Raw genomic sequence first — 23,450 nt, forward strand, 5'->3', positions numbered from 1 at the left:
ACAGAGGGAAATGCGGCGATATCCGCGCCATCTGGCGCTCGCTCAGCAGAAACAAATCACCCATCACGGTCTCCTTCTCGGAGCCGTGAATCACATCTCAATCCAAATTAATAGGTCCTGAGCCTAGCTGCGGGCGTGCAGGCCGGGCAATTTGCCGCTTGCCAGCAGGATGCCGAAGATGGCGACGGCGACGCCGGCGACCTGCATCGCATCGGGGGTCCGGCCGAAGATGGCGGCGACGACCAGCGCCGAAACCGGCACGAGGTTGAACATCACCGACGTCGCGCCGGGGCCGCGCCGGGCGATCCCCACCTGCCAGAAGATGTAGGCGAGGACCGAGCCGACCAGCGCCATCCACACGACGGACGCCCAGGCGATGGCCGGGGCATGGGCGAAGGTGGCGATCGGCGTTTCCAGCCGCAGGGCGGCAAGGGCGAGCGCCAGCGTGCCGACGAGCATCGTCCATGCCGAGGTTTCGAGCGGCGTCGCGTCCCTGACCCAGCGGCGGCAGCCGATCGTGTAGAGCGCCCATGCAATGCTGCCGAGCAGGATCAGTATGTCGCCGGAAGCGAAATGCGCGCCGGAAAAGGCGCCGACCGTCAGCGCGACGCCGAACAGGCTGATGACCATGCCCACGACGGCGAGCAGCGACGGCAGCCGCCGCAGCAGGATCGAATCGAGCAGGTTGGTGGTGAGCGGGCTGGTTCCCATGATGAGCGCCGCCGTCACCGGGCTCGACGTCTCCATGCCGAGGAACAGGGCGGCGTTGAAGCCGGCGACGCCGATCACGCCCAAGGCCGCATAGGCGAAAAGATTGCGCCGCAGCACGCGCCACGAAATGCCTTTGGTGAGAGCCAGCCACAGCATGATCGCGGCGGCGGCGAGAACGAAGCGACCGGCGGCGGCCGTCCACGGCGGCAGGTCGATGAGGGCGAGGCGCGTCGCCTCGAAATTGGTTCCCCAGAACACGGCGGCCAGGGCGCTCAGGACGAGCGCTCCGCCATCGCCGCGGGCGGCGGGAACAGGCGCAGAAATATGGGCAGGGGCGTGAGTCGGATTCGAAAGAGACATGGCATCCTCTCTGGACGATTGAAGTCCGCCGCAGATAGCCTTATCGGAATTGTAAGGTATATGGATAATGACGGCAATTCGATTTCCAAAAATGGAAAGGCTAATGAGCGCGCTGAACTGGGACGATTGCCGCATCTTCCTCGCCCTGGCGCGGGAGGGAACGCTGTCGGGCGCCGCCAGGCACCTCAAGACCGGCGTGGCGACGGTCTCGCGCCGGATCGAGCGGATGGAGCACGGGCTCGGTTTGCCGCTCTTCCTGCGCACCCAGAACGGCTATGTGCTGACCGATCAGGGCGCGACCATGCTGCCGCGCGCCGAGGCGGTTGAGCTGGCGATGGCTGAAATGCGGCAGGAAGCGCGCGACCACGCGCAAATCCGCGGCGTGGTGCGGCTGACCAGCATAGAAAGCCTCGTCGTGCCGTTCATCGTGCCCGCCCTTGCGCCGCTGCTGAGCGCCAATCCGGGACTGGACGTGGAAATCCTGTTTTCGACGGCGACGATCAACATGCATCGTCACGATGCCGACCTGGCGCTGCGCATGGTCCGGCCGGAACGGGGCAACCTGCGCGTGCGCCAGTTGGCGACGATGGGATTCGGCCTCTACGGCCCGCCGGACGGCCCTGTCCCGCGGCGCGTCGTCGCCTGGCCCGATGCCATGAGCCTCGGAACGCTGCTGCAATGGACCGAGGCGTTCGCCGGGCCGCAGGCGCCGAGACTGGCAGTGAACACATTGCCGGGCCAGATCGAAGCTGTCCGGCTGGGCATCGGCGTCGCCGTGCTGCCGCACTTTCTGGCCCGCGAGGCAGGGCTGCGCCTTCTCGACGACCGCCTGCCCGCCGGCGGCCCGATGCAGCGGCCGATCCTCATCGTCACCCATGCCGATCTCGCCGCCTCGCGCCGGGTGGTGAGCGTGGCCGACGCCGTGAGCGAGGAAATCCTGCGGCAGCGCCACAGCCTTGCGGAACCTTGATCGAACGACAGCCAGGCTCGTGCGCTGCCGTGAAGCGCGCGCAAGGGAAAACAGGATTTCGCGACGATCACTCCGGATCGAGTTCGAAGATGGTGTAGCCGTTGCCGCGCTCCCGCTCGCGAAAACCCAGGATGCGGAACCATTTGGCGACCTCGGGCCGGTCGGACCAGCTGTAGGAATCGATCGGCAGGTTGCCGCACACCGCCTGGATGCGCCTGATGTGCTGCTTGCAGAACCGCACTGACAGTCGCGAAAAGAAGCTGTCATGGGCCGCGAACGCGGTCTGCGCCGCATGCCCGACCTCCCGCCACGCGATGATGGCGACAGGCTTGCCGTCCTGCACCAGCGTGTGGGCCCGGCCTTCCTTCAGGCTCATCAGGAATTCGTCCTTGGCCTCCTCGATGTTGAGCCCGGCGGCCGAATACTGGTCGGCCATGCGCAGGGACAGGTCCCGGAAGATCGCCGCGAGGTCGAGTGATGTCGCTGTTCGGTAATCCATGATCCGCTCCCAAACGTCGAGACACAGGCGCTACCGGCGTGCCGGCCTTCGATGGTGTCACACGCCGGCACTCGGCCGGCCGATCCCGGAATCATTCCGGGAACGCGCGAGCCGGCGTCCGAAACCGTCGGACTGAAGGAATGAACCCGGATGGTTCCGTGCGATTGCGGCCGGCGTCGGGCGCAAGGTCGATATGGCGGCGAGAACAAGCGTCAATGCCCGCTTCCTCGTTTCGGCGCCCCGCCGGTCAGGTAAACACACATGGCGCCGGGCGGCAAGGCACGCCGCCGCAAGCGCCGAAACGCAACGGTTCGGTTGCCGGCAGTGCTATTGCAGCTGCGGGCGCTTGAGGAAATCGTTGCGGTCCGCCGAGCGGATTCGCAGCCAGGCCTCGCGGCCGTCGCGCACCACCCGCATGGGGATCTCGGTGCCGGCCGCGCCGCTGTCCCACACCTTGCGGTAGAAGTCGGCGAGCCCCTCGACCTCCTCGTTGCGGATATCGGAAATGACGTCGCCGCGCCTGAGGCCGGCCTTTTCGGCCGGGCTGCCGTCGGCGACGCTCATCACCACGACCGCCCCATTGCTTTCGGCCGAAAAGGCGCCCAGCCACGGTCGCGGCGGCCGGTCGGCGCGCCCGCGTGTGAGCAGATCGTCGAGGATGGGCACCAGAAGATCGATGGGCACGACCATGTTGATGTCGGCCACCTCGCCGGCCCTCGCCATCTGCAGGCGCAGCGAGCCGATGCCCAGCAGCCTGCCCCTGGCATCGATCAATGCGGCCCCGCCCCAGGAGGGATGCGCCGGCGCGGTGAAGATCGCGTCGTCCAGCAGATATTCCCAGTAGCCCGCGAATTCCTGCCTGGCGACGATCGCCGCCTGCACCGCATGCCCCTGCCCGTCCGCCAGCGTCACGGCGTCGCCTACCCCCGCGGCGGCGGCATCGCCGAGCGGCAGGGCGGGCAGACTAAGGTCGCCGAGCGCCTGCACCAGGCCGAAGCCGGTTTCCTGGTCGTAGGCCAGCGCATGCGCCGGCACCACGCGCCCGGCATGATCGGTCAGCCAGATTTCCTCCGCCTCGGTGATGAGATAGCCGATGGTGAGCACCAGCCCGTCGTCGCGGATGACGACGCCGCTGCCTTCCCGCATCGTGCCGAGAGCCTCCGCGGTGAAGGCATCCTCGGGCACCGAACTGCGGACGGCGACGATGGAACGAAGAAACGGAGCGGCGGTCATGCGGTCATCCCGATAGTGTCAGGGTGGATTACCCCTCTACCTATGACGCGCCGTACCGGATGCAAGACCGCCGGCGGATTTCCCGGCCCCTCACGCCGGCCGATAGACCCTTTCGGCCGTGTGCCGGAACAGGTCCGCCTGCTGGGCGGCGCTGTATTTCGCCGCCGCCGCCCGGTGCGCGGCGATGAGGTCGGCATGCGTCGTCCACAATTTCTCGATCGGGAAGTTCGAGCCGAACATCAGCCGGTCGCTGCCGAGGATTTCAATCGCCACATCGTAGATCAGAGAAACCAGCGCCGGGTCGTTGCGATGGACGAAGGTGCCGAGCCCCGAGAGCTTCGCATAGAGGTTCGGCGCCTGCGCAAGCGTTCGCAGCCCTTCCTTCCAGGCCTCGACCGTGGCCGGGTCCGTTCCCGTCAGCATGCCGCAATGGGTGAGGATGAAGCTCGTTTGCGGATTCTCCGAGACGAGTTCCAGCCCGTCGCGCATCTGCGCCGGGAAAAGCTGCAGGTCGAAGGACAGGCCGTAATCCTTCAGCCGCGCCACGTTCGCCTTCACCGCCGGATCGATCACCTGCCTTGCATCCGGCGCGAAGCGGTATTCCGGCACTTCATGCCAGTGAAGCTGCATGCGCACACCGCGCAGCAGCTTGTATTTCATCAAACGGTCGATCTGCGCCCGCACGTCGTCCACCGTCATGTCGGCATAGCCGACGATGGCGTGCGGCCAGCCGGTCTCGTCCGCCGTCTTCTGCAGGAAGGCCACTTCCTTCTCGAAATCCTCTTTCGCCCAGTTGGTCTGCACGTAGATGCCCTTTTCGACGCCGGAACCGGCCTGATCCTGAAGGAACTCGCCGATCGGATAGTCGCGCCGGATCGGCTCGTACGGGCCGAAAATGCGCGGCACCATCGGCCCCATCAGCCACGGCTGGTCCTTTTGCCGCCAGATATGGAAATGCGAATCGATGATTTTCTGCATCACGCTATTCTCCGCCAGACGGTTGCCGCCGCCGGCGCAGGCCGTGCAAGCGACAGGATGAAAGGAGCGAGCACGGCAACGGACGAGCCGTCCACCAGATCGTCGAGCACCGGCAGGATCGCCTGCAAGGCCGCCGTTCGCGGCGCAAAGCGCGGATCGCCGGCAAGCGGTGTCGCCAGCGACAGCCGGAAGGCGCGCGCGCTGAGCCGCCGCATCGCCAGTTCCATCTCGGCATGGCCGCCGCGCTCCAGCCCGTCGGACAGCACGATCACCGCAGCACCCCGCGCGAAGGCGGCGAAACGCGGGATCGAAAGCAGCGCCAGCAGGGCCGGGCCGATGCGCGTGCCGCCGTCCCAGTCGTCGACAAGGGCGGCCGCCCGCGCCAATGCCTGCTCCGCGTCGCGGATCCGCAGCGCCGCCGTGACGCGCGTCAGCCGCGTGCCGAAGGTGAAGATTTCCGCGCGCGGCGCCGCCTGCACCGCCGCATGCGCGAGCCTGAGGTAGTCTTGCGTATGCTCCTTCATCGAGCCTGAGACGTCGATGAGGATGAGCAGCGGCCGCGCCACCGTCTGCCGCCGCCGCAGCATCGGCGCCGGCACGTCGCCGTCGGCTGCGACCGCAGCGCGCAAGGAGCGGCGCAGGTCAAGCCGGCCGCCCGCATGGGTGCGCACATACCGGAACGAGCGCCGTTGCGGCAAGGCTGCCGGCAAGGCCCGCTGGAAGGCATCGAGCCGCGCGGCATCGGAAACGAAGGTGCGCGTTCCAAGCTGCTCCAGCGCCGAAGCGGCAGCGCCGCTCTCCTCGTCGCGCAGCACCGGCATTTCCTCCTCGCGCACGGCGGCGTCGTCCTTCACCACCGTTTCCTCGTCCTCCTCGCCGCCCTCGACCGTGATCGTTCCCTCGCCGTGGAAGAAGACGCGGAACAGCGCCTCGAAGGCGGCCCGGCGATCCGGCGGCGGCGCCAGCGTCGCCAGCGCCGCCTCGCGAATGTCGCCCATCGAGCGCGGCCCGAGCAGCGTCACCCCGGCCATGAAGGCGCTCACCTGCTCCGGCGCGACGACAAAGCCGTCGGCCCGCAGCAGACGCGCGAAATGCAGGAACGGTGCGGCCGCGCGGGGCAGCGTCTCCTCTCCCCGTTCACGGGGGTGAGAAGCCGGTTTCGAGCGAAGCGAGAAAGTCATGATGCCGGTGACATCATGACAGGCTTCGAACGCCCCGAGCTTGCGAGGGGTCGAGCCGGCACGCAGATGAGGGGCGGCACCGGCATCAGCGACTAGCCTGTTCCAAGGGAAGCCAGATGCTGCCCCCTCATCTACTGGGGCACCTTCTCCTCGCAAGCGGCGGGGTCGTCGCATATGGCGTCCCCCCTCTCCGTCTCGGGCTTCGCCCTCGCCACCTCTCCCCCACTTCGTAGGGGCGAGGATGGGAGCCAGGCTGGACGCCCATCCTCTCCACCCGGGACGGGGGGAGAGGTGGCGCGCGAAGCGCGACGGAGAGGGGGGCAAACGCCGTGTATGAGAGCCCTGATGCAGGCGGAAAGAAGAAAGCAGCCGCTACCATCCTCACCCCAGTGCCTCCTCGACGATCCTCGTCAACTCCGGCGTCAGGTACGAAAGGTCCTCCTCGTCCTTGATGAGCACGCCGATGGCGCGGCGGAAGGCTTCGGGCCACGGGCTACCGCCCTTTTCCAGCACCGTCGCCGCATTCGCCCATTCCACCGCCTCGGCGATGCCCGGCGGCTTGGCCAGCGGCCGGGCGCGGATCTCGCACACCGCCTTCGCCACCGCCTGCGCCGTCGCCTCCGCCACCTCGCCAACCCGCAGCATGATGACGGCGGCCTCGCGCGCGACGTCCGGATAGCCGATCCAGTGGTAGACGCAACGCCGCCTGAGCGCCTCGGCGAGCTCGCGCGTGCGGTTGGAGGTGAGCACCACGACCGGCCGGCTGGCGGCGGCGAGCGTGCCGCGCTCGGGGATGCTGATCTGGAAATCGGACAGGAATTCCAGCAGCAGCGCCTCGAATTCGTGGTCCGACCGGTCGATCTCGTCGACCAGCAGCAGCCGCTTTTCCGGTGCCCTGAGCACCTGCAGCAGCGGCCTGTCGATCAGGAAGCGGTCGCCGTAGATGTCGACCTCCTGCTCGGCGCTCTGGCGGATGGCAAGCAGTTGCCGCTGGTAGTTCCATTCGTAGAGCGCGTGCGCGGCGTCGATGCCTTCGTAGCATTGCAGCCGCACCAAATCGCGGCCGAGCGCGTCGGCCACCGCCTTGGCGGCTTCCGTCTTGCCAACGCCGGGCGCGCCCTCGATCAGCAGCGGCTTGCCGAGCCGGATGGCGAGGAAGATCGCGGTGGCAAGGCTGTCGTCGGCAAGGTAGCGGCTCCGCGCCAGCGCCGCTGCAACGGCTTCGGGGGATGCGAGTGTTTCGGAGTGAGCGATCATGGCGACGGCCTTGCGCTTCCGGAAATGGCGCATCCCCCCTCTCCGTCTCGGCTTCGCCGAGCCACCTCTCCCCCCGTTCCGGGTGGAGAGGATGGGAGCCAAGCTTGACGCCTGTCCTCTCCCTCACGAAGTGGGGGAGAGGTGGCGCCGCGGAGCGGCGACGGAGAGGGGGAATGCGCCATCTGAAATTTACACCCGCCTCTGTTCCTTCAGCGCCCTCAAGATGCGCTCCGGCGTGATAGGTAGATGGTCGATGCGCACGCCGACGGCGTCGAAGATCGCGTTGGCGAGCGCCGGAATCTGCGGATTGGCGCACATCTCGCCCGGCCCCTTGGCGCCGTACGGGCCGTCGGCGGAGGGCCGCTCCAGAACGATGATTTCGGTGTCGGCGAGGTCGCCCGGCCCCGGCATCAGATATTCGTTGAAATCCGACCCACCATGGTCGCGCGCCGGATAATAGGGCTCGGTCGTCTCGTAGAGCGTGTGCGAAATGCCCATCCACGACCCGCCGACCAGCTGCTGCTCGACCATCTTCGGGTTCAGTGCGCGGCCGATCTCGAAGACGTTCTTGACGGTCAGCACCGTCACCTCGCCCGTCTCGTCGTCCACCTCCACCTCGGTCACCGTGCAGGCATGCGCATAGCAGGTCGCCGGCTTCATCGCGCCGGTCTCGGTTTCGGGGAAGGAGCGCGGCACCAGGAACATGCCGCGCCCGGAGATCGAGCGGCCGCGCGTGAAATGCGCCGAAAGTGCCGTGTCAAAGATCGAGATCGCCTTCTGCGGCGCGCCCTTGACGTGGATGTTGCCGGCGCCGTCCGTTTCGAGGTCGGCGGCGTTGACCTCCAGTTCCTCGGCCGCCACCTCCAGCATCACCTGCCGCGCCTCCTTCGCCGCCTGGATGACGGCGTTGCCGATGCGGTGCGTGCCGCGCGAGGCGAAGGTGCCCATGCAGTGCGGCCCGGTGTCGGTGTCGGCGGTGTCGACCACCACCCGGTCGGTCGGCACGCCGATCGTCTCGGCGCAGATCTGCGAGATCACCTGCTTCAGCCCCTGGCCGAGGTCGACCGAGGAGAGCGTCACCATGAAATTGCCGGTCGGGGTGGAATGCACCAGCGCCTGGCTGGGATCGCCGCCGAGGTTCATGCCGGTCGGATAGTTGATGGCGGCGACGCCGCGCCCGCGCCTGACGGCCATGCTCAGCCCTCCCTCGGATGCGACGACAGCGCGAAATATTTCTCCGCCACCGGCCAGTTGGCGGCGCGCGCGGCCTCCTGCATGCACTCGATCAGCGCCGCGCCCTCTGTTGTTTGCCGATGCGCCTTCATGTCGCCGTCGCGATAGGCGTTGATGAAGCGGAATTCCAGCGGGTCCATGCCGATTAGCCGCGCCAGCTTGTCCATCTGCACCTCCAGCGCGAAGTCGGCGATGGTGACGCCGAAGCCGCGCATGGCCGAGGACGGCGTTCGGTTGGTGTAGACGCAGTAGGTGTCGGCCCACACGTTTGGGATCGTATACGGCCCCGGATAGTGCGCCGCGCCCTTCTGCGCGCCGTAGGGCGAATGGCGTGAATAGGCGCCGGCGTCGGTGTAGCCTTTGACGTAGCGTGCGACGATGCGCCCGTCCTTCATGACGCCGTCCTTGATGGTGATCGTCTCGGCCGCGCGCGGCGAGGAAATCTGCATCTCCTCGTGCCGGCTGTAGATGAAGGAGACCGGCCGGCCGGTCAGCTTCGCCGCCAGGATGGCGATCGGCTCGACGATGACGTCGACCTTGCCGCCGAAGCCGCCGCCCGCCGTGCCGCCGACCAGATGCAATTGCGAGCCCGGCATCTGCAAAATGATGGAGGTGTTGTCGAGCGTGAAGAACATCGCCTGCGTGTTGGTGTAGCAGGTGAAGCGGTCGTTGCCATCGGGCACGGCGATGCAACCGGTCGTTTCCATCGGCGCCTGCTCGATCGGCGAGGACGAATAGGTCTGCTCGAGGATATGATCGGCCTCGGCGAAACCCTTCTCGACATCGCCGAAGCGCACCTTGCGGCAGGCGCCGCTGTCGTACATGTAGTAGTTCTGGCCGTGGTGCTCGTTGACCAGCGGCGCACCGGGCTTCAAGGCCGCTTCCATGTCGAGCACGGCCGGCAGCACCTCGTAGTCCACCTTGACCTTGGCGGCCGCTTCCTGCGCGGCGCGCTCGGTCTCGGCCAGCACCGCCACCACCGCCTCGCCCTTCCAGCGCACCTTGTCCTCGGCCAGCACATGTTCGTCTTCCGGGCCGATCTGGATGAGGATCAGGATGGTGTAGGTGTTATGCGGCACGTCCTTGGCGGTCAGCACGCGCACGACGCCCGGATGCTTCTCGGCCTCCGACGTGTCGATCGACCTGATGCGCGCATGGTGATGCGGGCTGCGCACCATCTTCAGGTGCAGCATGCCCGGAAAGTTCCGGTCGGCGAAATAGGTCGTCTTGGCCGTCACGTGACCAGGCACGTCGGCGCGCGGCCGCCCCTGGCCGATCTCGTTGAGGTCGTCCCTGCGCTCGTCGGCGAAGTAGTTTTTCGCAAGCCGCATGATCGTCTCCTCCTATGCCGCGTTGTGCGAATTGGCGCGAGCGGCCGCGAGGATCGCCTGGATGATGGGCTCGTAGCCGGTGCAGCGGCAGACATTGCCGGAGATCGCCTCGACCACGTCCTCGCGCGTCGGGTTCGGCGTGCGGTCGAGTAGCGCCTTGGCGGCCATCAGCATGCCCGGCGTGCAGAAGCCGCATTGCGCCGCGAAACCGTCCATGAAGGCGCGCTGCAAGGGATGCAGCACACCGGCCTCCGCCAGCCCCGCCGTGGTGGTGATCTCCGCACCCTCGCAGGTTTCGGCAAGCGTCAGGCAGGACAGCCTGAGTTCGCCGTCGATCAACACAGAACAGGCGCCGCAGGTGCCCTGATGGCAGCCGCCCTTGGGCGAGGTATCGCCCGCCTTGCCGCGCAGCACGGCAAGCAGCGTCGCGCCGCTGTCGACGAATTCGGCCTTCTCGCTGCCGTTGAGCGAAAATTGCACAGGAACCTTGGCCATCTTTCCTCCCGGACCGCGGCCGTGACGCCGCACTATCGAGCAAGAAGCAGTCTTTTCAGATGCACCGGCAGCACCTCGGCGCGATACCAGGCGCTCGCCACCGCATCGGTCGGCGGCACTGTGCCCTCGCCTGCGACGGCGAGCGCGGCGGCTATCCCGTCCGCCGTCAGCCTGTTGCCGACCAGCGCCTTTTCTGCCGCCTTGGCCCTGATCGGCCGGTCCGCCATGCAGCCGAGGCCGATGCGCGCCGCCGTGACGCGGCCGTCGCCGTCCTCCTCGACGACTGCGGCGATGCTGAGGACCGAAACGCCCTTCGGCTTGACGCGCGACACCTTCAGGAAGCGGAAGCCGCCGTCGCGCGGCATAGCGAAGCTGACGGCGGTGACGATGCCGGTGAAGCCGTCGCGTCCGGCGAGAAACTCTTCCACAGGTATAGCGCCTCCGCCGGCATGAACGGTAGCGTCCAGCGCCAGCAGTGCGACCGTGAAATCGCCGTAGGGCGAGGCGGCGAACAGATTGCCGCCAACGGTGGCCTGGTTGCGGACCGCCGGTCCGCCGACGGCGCGCGCCGCCCTGGCGATCACCGCCAGACCCGGATGGGCGGCGACCGCCGCCATCGTGACGCCGGCGCCGATGGTGGCGCGCGCGCCCTCGACCGCGATGGCCGACAGCGCTGGATCGGTTGCCCGGACCAACGTCGAGAACGACAGGTCGCCCTCGTTGGCGGCGCGCACGGCGAGCGTCCCGCCGCCGAGATAGCGCGTGCCCGACGCCTTCAGCGCGGCGCCGGCATCGGCAATGGTGGAAAAAGTCTGGAGCGTCAGCGGCATCGTGTCCTCCCGCTTGCCACTGCCCGATGTCAGGACTTGCCCGAGATCAGGCCTTTCCCGAGAAATGATCCTTCAGCGCGTTGAAGCCGCCCTGGAAGACATTGGCGCCCATGCCGCTGGCCACCGCGTCGGCCTGGTCGGCCGGCGCTTCGAAATCGGCGCTCCACTCGGCATAGGTGCGCTCGCCGTCGGTGACGCGCCGCAACTGCAGCGTCGCCGTGTGGTTGGAGATCGGCTGCGGCGTCTCGATGATCGAATAGGAAACGCGGAAATCGGCGTCGGAGAAGTCCAGCAGCTTTTCGCGGATGGTGGCGCCGCTCGCCACCTTGAAGTTGCGCACGCAGCCGATGGCCTCGGCGTCCTTGCCGTCTTCGATATGGCTCTCCACCATGCGCGGATGCCACGACGGCAGGCCGTTGAAATCGCGGATGCGTGCCCAGACCTTCTCGACCGGCGCATCGATGACGCTGGAGACTGTGATTGACGCCATGGCTGGGTGCTCCTCGCTGACCAATGGCGAAACAATAGAGCCGGGCAAAAGCCGCCGCTTATCAAGGCGTCTTGGCGCCTTATCGAAGCGTCTGAAAAATTCAGCCTGCCAGCCGGGCCGCCTCGCGATAAAGCGTCGGCGGCACGCCGGCATGATCGCGAAAGAAGCGGGTGAAATTGCCCTGCGTGGTGAAGCCGAGATTGCAGGCCACCGCCGTCAGCGGCTCCTCGCAGCATTGCAACTGGCGCAGCGCCTCCTCCATGCGCAGCGTATTCCAGTAGACGTTGGGCGTCAGGTTCGTCTGCGCCTTGAACAGGGTGAAGAAATGCGGCCTCGACAGGCCGACGCTGCGCGCCACCTCGTCGAGGCTCATGCGCTCGCATATGTTGGCCTTCATCAGGTCCATGGCCTTGCGCACCCGGAAATCGTGGCCCTGCCCGGCCTGCATCGACGCTCTGACCGGGCCTGTGCCGGCGGCATCCAGCAGACTGTCGATCAGCCGCTCGATCTCGTAGGCGATCAGGTCGTCGGCGTCCGGCGCATCCGTCAGCCGCGCGAACAGCCCGGCGGCAGCCTCGCCCAGCCAGGCATCGAGCACGATGGCCGCGTTGCGGAACAGCCGCGCGCCGGCCGGCAGGCCGCGACGCCGCAAGGCCCATTCCGGCCGGATGTAGAAGCACAGGAACAGGCCGGGCAGGCTGCCTTCGGCGAAACTGTGGCTGTGCGGCTCGAAGGAATTGACGCCGGCGGCGACCTGCGGCCCCAGCGCGACGTGGCACTCGCCGACCTGCATGGTGCCCGGCGTGCCGTCCAGCCAGACGATGAGATGGGCTTCGGCATGCGCATGCGTGACCAGGTCGCTGGCCGCATTGAGCACCGACACATGCCCGAACTCGCCCCTGAAGAGCTTGATCGAGGACATTTCTCCTCCTGGACGCTTCTGCGCGCGTCTTGATACGCCAATTCTGGTCCGACCAGATGGCGGCGTCAAGCGGCAGGTCGCCGGCCCACACGGCAGCGCGGGCAGGAGCTTGTCCCGTGGCCCATTTTCAATCCCGTCCGCACAGGCTAGCTTCCCGCATCGGTTCGGAGTCCCGCCCTTCATGATCATCGTCATCGGCTCGATCAACCTCGACCTGATCGCCACCGTCGAGCGGCTGCCGGCGCCGGGCGAGACCGTTCCCGGAAATGGTTTTTCCACCGCGCCCGGCGGCAAGGGCGCCAACCAGGCGCTGGCCGCCGCGCGCGCCGGAGCCAAGGTGCGCATGGTCGGCGCCGTCGGCAAGGACCCCTTCGCCGCGCAGGCGCTGGAATTGCTGAAGGCCGGCGCGGTCGACCTCTCCGGCGTCGCCGAGATGCACGCCTCGACCGGAACCGCGCTCATCCTCGTCGGCGGCGCGGGCGAGAACATGATCGCCGTGGTTCCCGGCGCCAACGCCTCGGTCGTGCCGGGCGACCTCGCCAAGGCGTTTCTCGCGAAGGGCGACGTGGTCCTGCTGCAGCACGAAATCCCGCTGGAGACGGTGGAAGCCGCACTCGACGCCGCGCGAGACGCCGGCGCCGTCACCGTGCTCAACACCGCCCCCTTCCACAGCGGGGTGACGGCCTGGCTCGCCAAGGCGGACCATGTCGTCGCCAACGAGACCGAATTCGACCTCTATGCGGACGCACTGGCGCTGCCGGCAGGCGACAGGCCCACCCGCATGCGCGCCTTCGCGGAGAAGACCGGCCGCGTCGTCATCGTGACGCTCGGCGGCGACGGCGTTCTGGCGGCGTCGCCTGGCGGTTTCCATCAGGTGCCGGCGCTGAAGATCGAGCCGGTCGACACCGTCGGCGCCGGCGACACCTTCTGCGGCTATCTTGCCGCCGGCCTGTCCTCAGGTCTGCCGCTCGAGGATGCGCTGGCGCGCGCCGCGGCGGCCGGTTCGCTCGCCTGCCTGAAACCCGGCGCGCAGCCGTCGATTCCACTCAAGGCGGACGTCGATGCCGCGCTCGCCGCCGCCCTGCCCGACGAAGGACGCTGATATGGACGCCACCCGCCCCCGAAGCCGCCTTGCCGCTCCGCCGGCCGGCGACATATGCCGCCTTTCCGCCGTCGAACTCGCCCGCCGCATCCGCGAGCGCCGGCTCTCGGCGCGCGAGGTGGCCACCGCCTTCCTCGACCGCATCGAGGCCGTCAATCCGCTCGTCAACGCCGTCGTGTCGCTGCGCGAGCGCGCCGACATCCTCAGCGAAGCCGGCGAAGCCGACGCCCGTCTCGCGGCCGGCGCCGAGCCGGGAGCTCTGTTCGGCCTGCCCATCGCCATCAAGGACCTCGCCCTGACAAAGGGGCTCAGGACGACCTTCGGCTCGCCGATCTTCGCCGACCTCGTCCCACAGGAGGACGACCTGTTCGTCACCCGTATGAGGCAGGCCGGCGCGATCGTCATCGGCAAGACCAACGCACCGGAATTCGGCCTCGGCTCCAACACCTACAACCCGGTGTTCGGCGCCACCTTGAACGCCCTCGATCCGGCGCTCACCGCAGGCGGCTCCAGCGGCGGTGCCGCCGTGGCGCTGGCGCTCGACATGGTGCCGCTGGCCGACGGCAGCGATTTCGGCGGCTCGCTGCGCAATCCCGCCGCCTACAACAACGTCTACGGCTTCCGCCCTTCGCAAGGGCTGGTGCCGAGCCTTGGCATCGAGGTCTTTCACGCGCAAATGGGCGTGGAGGGACCGATGGCCCGCACTGTGCGCGACCTTGCCCTGCTGCTCGACGTGCAGGCCGGCTACCATCCGGCAGCGCCCCTGTCCTATGAAAAGCCAGGCTCGTTCCTGGCGGGGCTCGATCAGCCGGCGACACCGGGCCGCATCGGCTGGCTCGGCGATTTCGGCGGCGTCCTGCCGATGGAAAGCGGCATTCTCGACCTGTGCGAAGAAGCGCTCGGCCGCTTCGGCGATCTCGGATTTTCGGTCGAACCCCTGCTGCCCGATTTCGATGCGGAGGCGCTCTGGCAGGCTTTCTGCGTGCTCAGGCAAGCGACCAGCGGCTCGGCGCTGAAGGCGCTGCTCGACGATCCGGCCAATCGCGGCAAGCTGAAGCCCGAGGCGGTGTGGGAAGCCGAAGGCGCCGGTCGTCTCGCCGCTCCGCAAATCCATGCCGCATCGACGGTCCGCACCGCCTGGTATCGGACGCTGCTGGCCCTGTTCGAGCGCTTCGACCTTCTGGCGCTGCCCACCGCGCAGGTCTTCCCCTTCCCCATCGAAACCCACTGGCCGCGCGAGGTCGCGGGCCGGCCGATGGACACCTACCACCGCTGGATGCAGGTTTGCGCTTTCGCCACCATGGGCGGCTGCCCGGCGCTCAACGTGCCGGTCGGCTTCGACGCGCGCGGCCGGCCGATGGGCATGCAACTGATCGGCCGCCCGCGCGGCGACCTCGACGTGCTGCGCGCCGGCGCCGCCTACGAGACGGCGCTGCCCTGGGTCGCCGGCGCGCAAACCGCCCCGGACGGTTCCACGCGTTAACCGGAGGACTGAACCGATGTCGCCTTCCGTCTATGCCGCCTTTCTCGCCGCCTGCGTCGTCATCATCCTGGTGCCGGGCCCGACGGTGACGCTGATCGTCGCCAATTCGATCCGCCACGGCACGCGCGCGGGGCTGGCCAACGTCGCCGGCGGACAGCTTGGGATGGCCATCGTCTTCGCCGTCGTCGGCATCGGTCTTGCTTCGGTGATCGAGGGCATGGGCCACTGGTTCGAGCTGGTGCGGCTGGCCGGAGCCGCCTACCTGGTCTGGATGGGCGTGCAGATGTTGCGCTCGAAAGGCCATCTCAACCCCGACGGCACGGTCCGGCACCCGCGCGGCGGCTTCTTCCTGCAGGGCCTGCTGGTGGCGCTGAGCAATCCCAAGGTGCTGATCTTCTTCGGCGCCTTCCTGCCGCAGTTCCTCGATCCGGCCGGCAACGCGGCGCTGCAACTGGCGCTGATGGGCGTCACTGCGCTGATCCTCGGCGCGCTGTCGGACGCCGCCTATGCGCTCGCCGCTGGCCGCGCCGGCCACATGCTGTCGGCCCGCCGCGTCAAGCTCCTGTCGAAGATAAGCGGCGGCTTCCTCGTCGGCGGCGGGGTCTGGCTGGCCCTGTCGAGGAGGTGACGGCTTCCCTTTCCTCGCCCCGTTTACGGGGAGAGGGTGGCCGCGAAGCGGCCGGGTGAGGGGCAGCGCCGACTCGCGAAAGTTGGCGCCGCCCCTCATCCGCCTGCCGGCACCTTCTCCCCGTAAACGGGCTACAGCCGTCCCAGCCGCTCCGTCAGCAGGGCGAAAAACCCGTCGGCATCAATGTCGCGCATCACCAGGGCGTTCTTCGGCCGGTCGGTGACGCCCCACCAGTCGACCACCGTCATGCCCATGGTGAGCTCCGAAGTCGTCTCGATCTCGACATTGCAGTGGCGGCCCGTGAACAGTTCCGGCCTGAGCAGCCAGGCGATGACGCAGGGATCGTGCAGCGGCCCGCCGTCGGTGCCGTATTTCTCCTCGTCGAAGCGCTCGAAGAAGTCGAGCAGGGCGGCTACCGCGTCGCCGACCTTGCTGCCCAGCTTGCGCATCGCCTCGATTCGCTTATGCGTCGTCAGCGCCTTGTGGGTGACGTCGAGCGGCATGACGATGATCGGCGCGCCCGAGCGGAACACCACCTCAGCGGCGTGCGGATCGACATAGATGTTGAATTCCGCCGTCGGCGTGATGTTGCCGCCCTCGAAGAAGCCGCCGCCCATCAGCACGATCTCCCTGATGCGCGGCGCGATGCGCGGCTCGCGGATCAGCGCCAGCGCGATGTTGGTGAGCGGCCCCAGCGCGCACAACGTGACGGTGCCGGCCTCCTCGCTCATCAGTGTCTCGACGATGAAGTCGACGGCATACTGGTCCTGCAGCTTCATGGCCGGTTCTGGCAGCGCCGGGCCGTCGAGCCCGGTCTTGCCGTGGACGTGCTCGGCGGTGACCAGCGGCCTGACCAGCGGCCGGATGGCGCCCGAATAGACCTTGATGTCGGGCCGTCCGGCGAGCTCGCAGATCTTGCGGGCGTTTATCTCGGTCAGCTTCAGCGGCACGTTGCCGGCGACGGCGGTGATGCCGACGATATCGAGCTCGGCGCTGCCCAGCGCCAGCAGGATGGCGACGGCATCGTCCTGGCCGGGGTCCGTGTCGATGATGATCTTGCGCGCGGCAAGCCGTGAGGCGGTCATGGCATTTCCTTGATCTGAAAAGTCTTTTTGGGCGGGTGCGGGTTGGCGGTGAATCGGCTTGAACTTGGCCCCGGGGCGGACCATATCAAGGCCATCGGGAAAAATGCCAGTCGGGTTTTTCCGGTTTATGTCGCTCCAAGGAGGACGCTGTAACATGACGCGAATGACGCCCTTTTCCAGTCCGTTGCTGCTCGGCTTCGACACGATGGAAAAGACGCTCGAACGCCTGGCCAAGTCCGGCGACGGCTATCCGCCCTACAACATCGAACGCCTGCGTGGAACCGAAGGCAGCACTGAGCGGTTGAGGATCACGCTGGCGGTGGCCGGCTTCGCCGAAAACGACCTCGACGTCACCACCGAGGAGAACCAGTTGGTGGTGCGGGGCCGCCAGAGCGACGACACCGAGCGCGAATACCTGCATCGCGGCATCGCCGCCCGCCAGTTCCAGCGCTGCTTCGTGCTGGCCGACGGCATGCGGGTGATCGGGGCGGAGTTGAAGAACGGCCTCTTGTCGATCGACCTCGACCGGCCGGAAGCCGAAAGGCTGGTACGGAAAATAAACATATCGGTGAAAGACTGACCTTTGCCGATGGCTCTCACGCGGGACGGCCGGGACCGGCGCTCCGCTGAAAGGAGGCTGAAATGACCAGACTAGACGTAACGCCTATGACCACTGGCGAATTCGCCCATCTCGGCGAAGGCCATGTCGCCTATCTGCGCAAGGTCTCCAGCGACGACCTGCGCGGCCGTTTCCCGGCGCTGAGCGAGATCGCACCCGGCCTTGAGCTGTGGGCGCTGTTCGGGGCCAACGGCCAGCCGATCCTGCTGTCGGATGCGCGCGACCGCGCGCTCGCCGGCGCGATCGAGAACGAATTGACCACCGTCGCCCTGCACTGAGCATTTTGCAGCCAGGCTGTTCCGCCTGGCGTCGCACAAATGCGGCGAAACAATCTTAGGCGCGTCGGGGTTCACCGAAACGAAAGGGCCGCCTGAACGGCGGCCCCGCAAGCCTTATTCCAAAAATCTGAAGCGAACTGAACTACGCCGCGTGCGAGGCCGGCGTCTGCGACAGCAGCGCCTGGATCGCCGCCGCGTCGCGCGTGCCCCTGATCTTGGCCAGCGTATCGGCATCGCGCAGCACGCGCGCGATGCGCGACAGCGCCTTGAGATGGTCCGCTCCGGCCCCCTCGGGCGCCAGCAGCAGGAAGACGATGTCGACCGGCTGGTCGTCCAGCGCCTCGAAATCGACGGGCGTCTCCAGCCGCGCGAACACGCCGGTGATGCGCTTCACCCCGGCCAGCTTGCCGTGCGGAATGGCGATGCCGTTGCCGACGCCGGTGGAGCCGAGCCGCTCGCGCTGCAGGATGGTGTCGAACACCTCGCGCTCCGGAATCCCCGAAATGGCCGCCGCCCGCTCGGCCAGAAGCTGCAAAAGCTGCTTCTTGGAGTTAGCCTTCAACGCCGGCATGATAGCCGGAACGTCGATCAGATCACTGAGATCCATGTGAAAATCCTTCGTTTCGCCCGCCGCGACCGGTCCCCACGCCCGTCGCGGCCGGTCGTTATCCCTGCGCGACCTTGGCGGTCGAGGGGTCGATCCAGCCGATGTTGCCGTCCGGCCGGCGATAGACGATGTTGAGATGGTCGTTCCCAGCGTTGCGGAAAACGAAGACGGGACTGTCCTTGGTGTCCAGTTCGATGACGGCGGACGCGACCGACATGGTCCTCAGCGTCACCGTCGATTCGGCGACGACGGCCGGAGCGAAATTCTCCGGTATCTCCTCGTCGTCGTCCGCCAGCGGCTCCATGATCGCATAGGCGACGTCGGTGTCCTTGCCGTTGGCGGCGCCGTAGGTGTGCGACTTCAGCCGCCGATTGTAGCGCCTCAGCCGCGTCTCCAGCCGCTCGGCCGCGGCGTCGAAGGCCATTGCCGGGTCCTGCGCCTCGCCCGTCGCCTGCAACGATGCGCCCGAATCCAGCCGCACCATGCAGTCGGCGCTGTAGCGCGACCCCTTCTTGACCACCGTCACATGGCCCGAGAATCCGCGATCGAAATACTTGCCGATCGCCTCGCCGATGCGGTCGGTGATGCGCGTGCGAAACGCATCGCCGATGTCCATGTGCTTTCCCGATATGCGCAGCGTCATTTCGAAGATCGACCTTCCCTGCTCAGGTTTCACACTGTTCGGGAGTTTATACCCGTGGCCCGTGCGCACAAGCTTTGCGGCGCCCTTTGCGCCGATTTTACATCCGAACCTGCGGCTGATCACAAGCTGCCCGCCGGTCGCCTTTTGGCAACCGTTTCCAGGTGGCACGCCGACGGACCATCCGCACCGGGCCTCGCCCGTCCTCTTGCGGGCGGGCTTCTAGCCACTTCCCCATGGCTTGTCAACGAAGCCACGAAACTGTGGAAATCTTGGGAGAGAAGGCCGGCTCCTAACGTCCAGCCACGGCGAGCGCCCGCTTTTCCCGGCGCCGCTGCACCGAGGACGGGATGTTCATGCCCTCGCGGTACTTGGCGACGGTGCGCCGGGCGATGTCGACGCCGTCCGCTTTCAGGAGATCGACGATGGCGTCGTCGGAAAGCACCGCGTCGGCCGCTTCCGCCTCGATCATGTGGCGCACGCGGTCGCGCACGGCCTCCGAGGAATGCGCCTCGCCGCCCTCGGCCGAGGCGATCGCGGCGGTGAAGAAATAACGCAGCTCGAACACGCCGCGCGGGGTGAGCATGTATTTGTTCGACGTTACCCGGCTGACCGTCGATTCGTGCATGCCGATGGCCTCGGCCACCGTCCTGAGGTTGAGCGGCTTCAGGTGGCGCACGCCATGGACGAGGAAGGCATCCTGCCGGCGCACGATCTCCGACGCCACCTTCAGGATGGTGCGGGCGCGCTGGTCGAGGCTGCGGGTCAGCCAGTTGGCGTTCTGCAGGCATTCGGAGAGGAAGTCCTTCTCCGCCTGGTCCCGCGCCTTTGCCGACACCCGGTTGAAATAGACCTGGTCGACCAGCACGCGCGGCAGCGCGTCGGCGTTGAGTTCGACCGCCCAGCTTCCATCGCTGGCCGCGCGCACCTCGACGTCGGCGACGATGGCGTCGCTGGCGCCGCCCGAAAAGGCCATGCCGGGACGCGGATCGAGCGCACGGATCTCGGCCATCATGTCGAGCAGGTCTTCCTCGTCGACGCCGCACAGGCGCCTGAGCGCCTGGAAGTCGCGACGGGCAAGCAGTTCCAGGTTGGCGAGAAGCGCGCGCATGGCGGGGTCGAGCCGGTCGCGCTGGGCAAGCTGCAAGGACAGGCATTCGGCGAGGTCGCGGGCGAAGATGCCGGCAGGTTCGAACGCCTGGCATTCTACCAGCACCGCCGCCACCGTCGAAGCGTCAGCGCCCAGCCGGCCGGCGATTTCGGTGAAGTCGACGCTGAGATAGCCCGTCTCGTCCAGCCCGTCGGCCAGTTCGCCGGCGATCAGCCGCGCCGCCGGGTCGGCGAAGGTCAGCGCGATCTGTTCGCCGACATGGTCGCGCAGGCTGACGCGTGCGGCCGTCAGGACCTCCAGGTCGACGCCTTCGCCGCTGCCGCCCCCGGCGCCGACCGACTTCCACTGAGCGGCAAGGTCGGGCGCCAGCCGTTCGGTCGTGCCCGGATCGTCGGGAAAGACGTTTTCCAGTGAGGAATCGAGCTTTTCCGACATCGCCTCGGCGCTCCAGGCCGACTCGCTTTCGTCGAACCAGTCGCCCTCGGCGGCATCGGTCCGTTCCGCAGCCGGCGGCTCGGGCTCGCCCGGCTCGTCCTGCGGTTCGGCCCGCTCCAACAGCGGATTGCGCTCCATCTCCTCCTCGATGAAGCGCTCGAGCTCGACATGGGTGAGCTGCAGCAGCCGGATCGACTGCATGAGCTGCGGCGTCATCACCAGCGACTGGGATTGTCTGAGCTGTAGTTTGGCCGCCAGCGCCATGGTCGGGATACGGTTGCCTTCGTCTGCAAAACCGGCCGGATCAAACTGGCCCGGCTTTTGCTTGTCAAGGCAACAGCTAGCAGAACGGCCTTACCGGAACGTTATGGGCGGATCTTTGGAAAGCTGCCGGCGCGGCACCCCCACCCCTGTCCCCTCCCCACAAGGGGGAGGGAGACGGCGACACCGCTATTTTGTCTAAAACCAGCAAGGTTGGCGGGTTGTAGCAACACCGCAAAGTCCCCTCCCCCTTGCGGGGAGGGGTTAGGGATGGGGGTCTGCGCCATATGCGATAGCCTGCGAACTAAAGCGTGAACGCTTCGCCGAGATAAAGCCGGCGCACGTCCGGGTTGGCGACGATCTCTTCGGCGCGGCCGTGGGTCAGCACCTGGCCGGCGTGGATGATATAGGCGCGGTCGATCAGACCCAGCGTCTCGCGCACATTGTGGTCGGTGATCAGCACGCCGATGCCGCGCGCCGTCAGGTGCCGCACCAGTTGCTGGATGTCGGCGACGGCGATCGGGTCGATGCCGGCGAACGGCTCGTCGAGCAGCATGTAGGCCGGCTTGGTGGCGAGCGCCCGCGCGATCTCCAGGCGCCGCCGCTCGCCGCCCGACAGCGACATCGACGGCGCCTTGCGCAGGTGGCCGATGTGGAACTCCTCGAGCAGTTCGTCCAGCGACCTGTCGCGCTCCTTGCGGCTCTTTTCCACCACCTCCAGCACGGCGCGGATGTTGTTTTCGACCGAAAGCCCCCGGAAGATCGAGGCCTCCTGCGGCAGGTAGCCGATGCCCAGCCGCGCCCGCCGGTACATCGGCATGGAGGTGACGTCGAAGCCGTCGATCTCGATGGTGCCCTGGTCGACCGGGACAAGGCCGGTGACCATGTAGAAGCAGGTGGTCTTGCCGGCGCCGTTGGGACCGAGCAGGCCGACCGCCTCGCCGGCGCGCACGCCCAGCGAAACGCCGTTGACCACGGTGCGGCCCTTGTAGGCCTTGGTCAGGCCGCGCGCGATCAGCGTGCCCTTGAGCCTGGCGGTCCTGTCGGCGGACGACAGCGCCGGCGTCGCCGGTTTGCCGGCCTCTCGTCTCGACAACAACGCCATGGAGATCAGGGCTTCTGCGAATCGGGCGTGATCGACATCATCACCCGCCCGCCGGACCCGCCGCCGCTGCCGCAGCCGTCCACCTGGGCGAGCCCGGTGTTCATCTGCACGGTGAGCTTGCAGCCGACCAGCACGTTGGAGCCTTCCGACAGCACCACCTTCTGGCCCGACAGGGTGAAGACCTGGCTTTTCATGTCGAAGGTGCCGCGGTCGCCGGTGGCGACCTGCGTCTCGGTCTTGATGTAGACCTTGCCGTCGACCTCCAGATGGTCGATGTTGGCCGAGCCGGTGGTGGCCGAGCCGCCGCCCTTGACGTAATAGACCGTCATCTTGCCGGCCTTCATCAGCGTGGCGCCCTGCACCACGTTGACGTTGCCGGTGAAGATCGCCAGGTTCTGCTCCTGCTGGACCTCCAGCTTGTCGCTCTCGATCTGGATCGGCTGGTCGTTGGAAAGCTTCAGCCCGGTCATCTTGGCGTCGGACTGCGCCAGCGCCGGGCCGGCCGCGAGCAGCGCCAGCACGGCCGCCAGCTTCATCACCTCATTGCGCCGCATTGGCCTCTCCGCTCCCCTCTTTCGTCTTCGCGGCGGCGGGATCGATGTCGACGCGCACGCGCTTTTCGAAAACCAGTGTCTTGCCGCCGTTGCTCGCCGACATCGTATCCGACCGGATGTGCGAGCCTTCGCGCGTGATGTCGACCGGATCACCGGTCTTCATAGTGCCTTTCCCCATGTCGAGGAAGACGGATTGCAGTTTCATCACCATGCCGTCGCTGGTCGTCACCAGGATGTCCTTGCTGAGCTGCAGCGTGTTGGCGGTGCGGTCGTAGGTGCCGTTCGCCGCCTTCACGGTCGCCGAGGTCGCAGCGTCGACGGGCAGCGTGGCGTCGATGCCCTCCAGCCCGATGACGCTTTCGTTGGCGACGTCCTGGACGGCGCGCGCCGCGCTCATCGAATAGGGCAGGTTCTCGCTGGTCTGGCCCGACAGCTTGGGGTTGGACATCACCAGCTTGCCGTCCGAGAAGGCGGTGTCGTCGGCCTTCACCTCGACGGCGGGCGGCGTCACCAGATAGGAATAGACCGGAAAGGCCAGCGCGATGATGCCGGCCGTCAGCGGCAGCACGAATTTGAGGGCGCGCACGCGCTGCGAATGCCGCTGCGCCCGTCCGAACGCCGCCGCGCGCGCCGCCAGCGGCTCCTGCCGCTCGGCGGCGGGGTCGCTCTCGCTGCCGGTTTCTGTCGTCCGCGCCAACATGCTCGTTCCCGAATTCTTTGCCCGCCGCAGGCTGTCGAAAGGCTATAGGTTGGTTCGGCCGACCGCTCAAGCAAGCAAAAGCGAAGGAAAACCGCAAAAATGTGACGTCTTGCCGCCGCGTCGTCGCAAAGATAGCGGAAGCCGGACGCCGACCAAACCTTGGAACACCGCGGCAGGACCGCCATTTTACGATCGCGCTACTGCTCCGCGCCACGAAGCGCCGTATAACATAGGCGTTCGCGCCGATCTTGCCAATCGCGGCGCTTTCGGCGGCGACGCCCGTCCGCCGCCGCGCCCGAAAGCGGTAGCCCTCGCCCGGCGCTTGCTCTAAAAGCCCCGCTGGGGCCGCACG

Annotated in this window: 25 protein-coding genes; 6 read left to right on the plus strand and 19 right to left on the minus strand. The window is 67.3% G+C overall.

The window, feature by feature from the left end; translation table 11 throughout:
- Nucleotides 1–123: 123 nt before the first annotated feature.
- On the minus strand, nucleotides 124–1,071 hold the full coding sequence (locus E6C48_RS19750; RefSeq protein WP_136359904.1) for a DMT family transporter: 948 nt from the start codon (nucleotides 1,069–1,071) through the stop codon (nucleotides 124–126).
- A gap of 103 nt (nucleotides 1,072–1,174) precedes the next feature.
- Here E6C48_RS19750 and E6C48_RS19755 point away from each other — a divergent pair, with 103 nt between their 5' ends.
- Nucleotides 1,175–2,041 carry a LysR family transcriptional regulator gene (locus E6C48_RS19755; protein ID WP_136359905.1) on the plus strand — a complete coding sequence of 289 codons (867 nt, stop codon included), beginning with the start codon at nucleotides 1,175–1,177 and terminating at the stop codon, nucleotides 2,039–2,041.
- Nucleotides 2,042–2,108: 67 nt separating this feature from the next.
- Here E6C48_RS19755 and E6C48_RS19760 read toward each other — a convergent pair whose 3' ends face one another.
- The 11 genes from E6C48_RS19760 to E6C48_RS19810 all read right to left on the minus strand — a co-directional run bounded on the left by E6C48_RS19760 (nucleotide 2,109) and on the right by E6C48_RS19810 (nucleotide 12,490).
- Nucleotides 2,109–2,540 (minus strand): hypothetical protein, encoded by a 432-nt coding sequence (locus E6C48_RS19760; RefSeq protein ID WP_136359906.1) that lies wholly within the window; start codon nucleotides 2,538–2,540, stop codon nucleotides 2,109–2,111.
- Nucleotides 2,541–2,867: 327 nt separating this feature from the next.
- Nucleotides 2,868–3,773: a S1C family serine protease gene (locus E6C48_RS19765; RefSeq protein ID WP_136359907.1), complete on the minus strand. Its 906-nt coding sequence runs from the start codon at nucleotides 3,771–3,773 to the stop codon at nucleotides 2,868–2,870.
- A gap of 90 nt (nucleotides 3,774–3,863) precedes the next feature.
- Entirely contained in the window at nucleotides 3,864–4,751 is an 888-nt protein-coding gene (locus tag E6C48_RS19770) for an amidohydrolase family protein (protein WP_168734596.1), read from the minus strand.
- Nucleotides 4,751–5,932 (minus strand): vWA domain-containing protein, encoded by a 1,182-nt coding sequence (locus tag E6C48_RS19775; RefSeq protein WP_136359909.1) that lies wholly within the window; start codon nucleotides 5,930–5,932, stop codon nucleotides 4,751–4,753. The genes E6C48_RS19770 and E6C48_RS19775 overlap by 1 nt, the downstream gene beginning before the upstream one ends.
- 381 nt (nucleotides 5,933–6,313) lie before the next feature.
- Entirely contained in the window at nucleotides 6,314–7,222 is a 909-nt protein-coding gene (locus E6C48_RS19780; protein ID WP_230978878.1) for an AAA family ATPase, read from the minus strand.
- A gap of 156 nt (nucleotides 7,223–7,378) precedes the next feature.
- Nucleotides 7,379–8,383: a xanthine dehydrogenase family protein molybdopterin-binding subunit gene (locus tag E6C48_RS23065; protein ID WP_136359910.1), complete on the minus strand. Its 1,005-nt coding sequence runs from the start codon at nucleotides 8,381–8,383 to the stop codon at nucleotides 7,379–7,381.
- Nucleotides 8,384–8,385: 2 nt separating this feature from the next.
- Complete coding sequence (locus tag E6C48_RS23070) at nucleotides 8,386–9,753, minus strand: xanthine dehydrogenase family protein molybdopterin-binding subunit (RefSeq protein ID WP_136359911.1); 1,368 nt, start codon at nucleotides 9,751–9,753, stop codon at nucleotides 8,386–8,388.
- A gap of 12 nt (nucleotides 9,754–9,765) precedes the next feature.
- A complete protein-coding gene (locus E6C48_RS19795) occupies nucleotides 9,766–10,248 on the minus strand; it encodes a (2Fe-2S)-binding protein (RefSeq protein WP_136359912.1) in 483 nt (160 codons plus the stop codon).
- A 32-nt stretch (nucleotides 10,249–10,280) separates the two neighbouring features.
- Nucleotides 10,281–11,078, minus strand: a complete 798-nt coding sequence (locus E6C48_RS19800; RefSeq protein ID WP_136359913.1) for an FAD binding domain-containing protein — start codon at nucleotides 11,076–11,078, stop codon at nucleotides 10,281–10,283.
- 46 nt (nucleotides 11,079–11,124) lie between these two features.
- Entirely contained in the window at nucleotides 11,125–11,568 is a 444-nt protein-coding gene (locus tag E6C48_RS19805; protein ID WP_136359914.1) for an SRPBCC family protein, read from the minus strand.
- Between the two features lie 100 nt (nucleotides 11,569–11,668).
- Nucleotides 11,669–12,490 carry a helix-turn-helix domain-containing protein gene (locus tag E6C48_RS19810; protein ID WP_136359915.1) on the minus strand — a complete coding sequence of 274 codons (822 nt, stop codon included), beginning with the start codon at nucleotides 12,488–12,490 and terminating at the stop codon, nucleotides 11,669–11,671.
- A 181-nt stretch (nucleotides 12,491–12,671) separates the two neighbouring features.
- Between E6C48_RS19810 and E6C48_RS19815 the strand changes: the two genes are divergently transcribed.
- The 3 genes from E6C48_RS19815 to E6C48_RS19825 are packed head-to-tail and all read left to right on the plus strand — an operon-like array spanning nucleotide 12,672 to nucleotide 15,703.
- Entirely contained in the window at nucleotides 12,672–13,592 is a 921-nt protein-coding gene (locus E6C48_RS19815; RefSeq protein ID WP_136359916.1) for a ribokinase, read from the plus strand.
- 1 nt (nucleotide 13,593) lies between these two features.
- The gene (locus tag E6C48_RS19820) at nucleotides 13,594–15,075 is read left to right on the plus strand and encodes an amidase (protein ID WP_136359917.1); all 1,482 of its coding nucleotides are present in this window, start codon (nucleotides 13,594–13,596) and stop codon (nucleotides 15,073–15,075) included.
- 16 nt (nucleotides 15,076–15,091) lie between these two features.
- Nucleotides 15,092–15,703, plus strand: a complete 612-nt coding sequence (locus E6C48_RS19825) for a LysE family translocator (RefSeq protein ID WP_136359918.1) — start codon at nucleotides 15,092–15,094, stop codon at nucleotides 15,701–15,703.
- Nucleotides 15,704–15,834: 131 nt separating this feature from the next.
- Here the strand turns inward: E6C48_RS19825 and E6C48_RS19830 are convergent, their stop codons facing one another.
- Nucleotides 15,835–16,788, minus strand: coding sequence for a nucleoside hydrolase (locus E6C48_RS19830; protein WP_136359919.1), 954 nt, complete (start codon nucleotides 16,786–16,788; stop codon nucleotides 15,835–15,837).
- Nucleotides 16,789–16,942: 154 nt separating this feature from the next.
- On the opposite strand from E6C48_RS19830, the gene E6C48_RS19835 reads away from it, so the two are divergent.
- Both E6C48_RS19835 and E6C48_RS19840 read left to right on the plus strand, forming a co-directional pair.
- Nucleotides 16,943–17,368, plus strand: a complete 426-nt coding sequence (locus E6C48_RS19835) for an Hsp20 family protein (protein ID WP_136359920.1) — start codon at nucleotides 16,943–16,945, stop codon at nucleotides 17,366–17,368.
- 62 nt (nucleotides 17,369–17,430) lie between these two features.
- A complete protein-coding gene (locus E6C48_RS19840) occupies nucleotides 17,431–17,685 on the plus strand; it encodes a BQ00720 family protein (protein ID WP_136359921.1) in 255 nt (84 codons plus the stop codon).
- A 142-nt stretch (nucleotides 17,686–17,827) separates the two neighbouring features.
- Here E6C48_RS19840 and ptsN read toward each other — a convergent pair whose 3' ends face one another.
- From ptsN to lptC, 6 genes are all read right to left on the minus strand, one after another.
- Nucleotides 17,828–18,292 (minus strand): PTS IIA-like nitrogen regulatory protein PtsN, encoded by a 465-nt coding sequence (ptsN, locus tag E6C48_RS19845; RefSeq protein WP_136359922.1) that lies wholly within the window; start codon nucleotides 18,290–18,292, stop codon nucleotides 17,828–17,830.
- 58 nt (nucleotides 18,293–18,350) lie between these two features.
- Nucleotides 18,351–18,935, minus strand: a complete 585-nt coding sequence (hpf, locus tag E6C48_RS19850; protein WP_136359923.1) for a ribosome hibernation-promoting factor, HPF/YfiA family — start codon at nucleotides 18,933–18,935, stop codon at nucleotides 18,351–18,353.
- 289 nt (nucleotides 18,936–19,224) lie between these two features.
- Nucleotides 19,225–20,742, minus strand: a complete 1,518-nt coding sequence (gene rpoN / locus E6C48_RS19855; protein ID WP_136359924.1) for an RNA polymerase factor sigma-54 — start codon at nucleotides 20,740–20,742, stop codon at nucleotides 19,225–19,227.
- A 301-nt stretch (nucleotides 20,743–21,043) separates the two neighbouring features.
- The gene (gene lptB / locus E6C48_RS19860) at nucleotides 21,044–21,844 is read right to left on the minus strand and encodes an LPS export ABC transporter ATP-binding protein (RefSeq protein WP_136359925.1); all 801 of its coding nucleotides are present in this window, start codon (nucleotides 21,842–21,844) and stop codon (nucleotides 21,044–21,046) included.
- Between the two features lie 5 nt (nucleotides 21,845–21,849).
- The gene (locus E6C48_RS19865; protein WP_136359926.1) at nucleotides 21,850–22,398 is read right to left on the minus strand and encodes an LptA/OstA family protein; all 549 of its coding nucleotides are present in this window, start codon (nucleotides 22,396–22,398) and stop codon (nucleotides 21,850–21,852) included.
- Nucleotides 22,385–23,098, minus strand: coding sequence for an LPS export ABC transporter periplasmic protein LptC (lptC, locus tag E6C48_RS19870; RefSeq protein ID WP_136359927.1), 714 nt, complete (start codon nucleotides 23,096–23,098; stop codon nucleotides 22,385–22,387). Before lptC ends, E6C48_RS19865 begins: the two co-directional genes overlap by 14 nt.
- Nucleotides 23,099–23,450: the final 352 nt, after the last annotated feature.

It is taken from the genome of Ollibium composti, assembly GCF_004801285.1.
Classification (GTDB): domain Bacteria; phylum Pseudomonadota; class Alphaproteobacteria; order Rhizobiales; family Rhizobiaceae; genus Mesorhizobium; species Mesorhizobium composti.

What these genes read in the sequence shown, in the direction of transcription:
- E6C48_RS19750 (WP_136359904.1), bottom strand. Translation starts at nt 1,071, where the DNA reads ATGTCTCTTTCGAATCCGACTCACGCCCCTGCCCATATTTCTGCGCCT.
- E6C48_RS19755 (WP_136359905.1), top strand. Translation starts at nt 1,175, where the DNA reads ATGAGCGCGCTGAACTGGGACGATTGCCGCATCTTCCTCGCCCTGGCG.
- E6C48_RS19760 (WP_136359906.1), bottom strand. Translation starts at nt 2,540, where the DNA reads ATGGATTACCGAACAGCGACATCACTCGACCTCGCGGCGATCTTCCGG.
- E6C48_RS19765 (WP_136359907.1), bottom strand. Translation starts at nt 3,773, where the DNA reads ATGACCGCCGCTCCGTTTCTTCGTTCCATCGTCGCCGTCCGCAGTTCG.
- E6C48_RS19770 (WP_168734596.1), bottom strand. Translation starts at nt 4,751, where the DNA reads ATGCAGAAAATCATCGATTCGCATTTCCATATCTGGCGGCAAAAGGAC.
- E6C48_RS19775 (WP_136359909.1), bottom strand. Translation starts at nt 5,932, where the DNA reads ATGACTTTCTCGCTTCGCTCGAAACCGGCTTCTCACCCCCGTGAACGG.
- E6C48_RS19780 (WP_230978878.1), bottom strand. Translation starts at nt 7,222, where the DNA reads ATGCGCCATTTCCGGAAGCGCAAGGCCGTCGCCATGATCGCTCACTCC.
- E6C48_RS23065 (WP_136359910.1), bottom strand. Translation starts at nt 8,383, where the DNA reads ATGGCCGTCAGGCGCGGGCGCGGCGTCGCCGCCATCAACTATCCGACC.
- E6C48_RS23070 (WP_136359911.1), bottom strand. Translation starts at nt 9,753, where the DNA reads ATGCGGCTTGCGAAAAACTACTTCGCCGACGAGCGCAGGGACGACCTC.
- E6C48_RS19795 (WP_136359912.1), bottom strand. Translation starts at nt 10,248, where the DNA reads ATGGCCAAGGTTCCTGTGCAATTTTCGCTCAACGGCAGCGAGAAGGCC.
- E6C48_RS19800 (WP_136359913.1), bottom strand. Translation starts at nt 11,078, where the DNA reads ATGCCGCTGACGCTCCAGACTTTTTCCACCATTGCCGATGCCGGCGCC.
- E6C48_RS19805 (WP_136359914.1), bottom strand. Translation starts at nt 11,568, where the DNA reads ATGGCGTCAATCACAGTCTCCAGCGTCATCGATGCGCCGGTCGAGAAG.
- E6C48_RS19810 (WP_136359915.1), bottom strand. Translation starts at nt 12,490, where the DNA reads ATGTCCTCGATCAAGCTCTTCAGGGGCGAGTTCGGGCATGTGTCGGTG.
- E6C48_RS19815 (WP_136359916.1), top strand. Translation starts at nt 12,672, where the DNA reads ATGATCATCGTCATCGGCTCGATCAACCTCGACCTGATCGCCACCGTC.
- E6C48_RS19820 (WP_136359917.1), top strand. Translation starts at nt 13,594, where the DNA reads ATGGACGCCACCCGCCCCCGAAGCCGCCTTGCCGCTCCGCCGGCCGGC.
- E6C48_RS19825 (WP_136359918.1), top strand. Translation starts at nt 15,092, where the DNA reads ATGTCGCCTTCCGTCTATGCCGCCTTTCTCGCCGCCTGCGTCGTCATC.
- E6C48_RS19830 (WP_136359919.1), bottom strand. Translation starts at nt 16,788, where the DNA reads ATGACCGCCTCACGGCTTGCCGCGCGCAAGATCATCATCGACACGGAC.
- E6C48_RS19835 (WP_136359920.1), top strand. Translation starts at nt 16,943, where the DNA reads ATGACGCGAATGACGCCCTTTTCCAGTCCGTTGCTGCTCGGCTTCGAC.
- E6C48_RS19840 (WP_136359921.1), top strand. Translation starts at nt 17,431, where the DNA reads ATGACCAGACTAGACGTAACGCCTATGACCACTGGCGAATTCGCCCAT.
- ptsN (WP_136359922.1), bottom strand. Translation starts at nt 18,292, where the DNA reads ATGGATCTCAGTGATCTGATCGACGTTCCGGCTATCATGCCGGCGTTG.
- hpf (WP_136359923.1), bottom strand. Translation starts at nt 18,935, where the DNA reads ATGACGCTGCGCATATCGGGAAAGCACATGGACATCGGCGATGCGTTT.
- rpoN (WP_136359924.1), bottom strand. Translation starts at nt 20,742, where the DNA reads ATGGCGCTGGCGGCCAAACTACAGCTCAGACAATCCCAGTCGCTGGTG.
- lptB (WP_136359925.1), bottom strand. Translation starts at nt 21,844, where the DNA reads ATGGCGTTGTTGTCGAGACGAGAGGCCGGCAAACCGGCGACGCCGGCG.
- E6C48_RS19865 (WP_136359926.1), bottom strand. Translation starts at nt 22,398, where the DNA reads ATGCGGCGCAATGAGGTGATGAAGCTGGCGGCCGTGCTGGCGCTGCTC.
- lptC (WP_136359927.1), bottom strand. Translation starts at nt 23,098, where the DNA reads ATGTTGGCGCGGACGACAGAAACCGGCAGCGAGAGCGACCCCGCCGCC.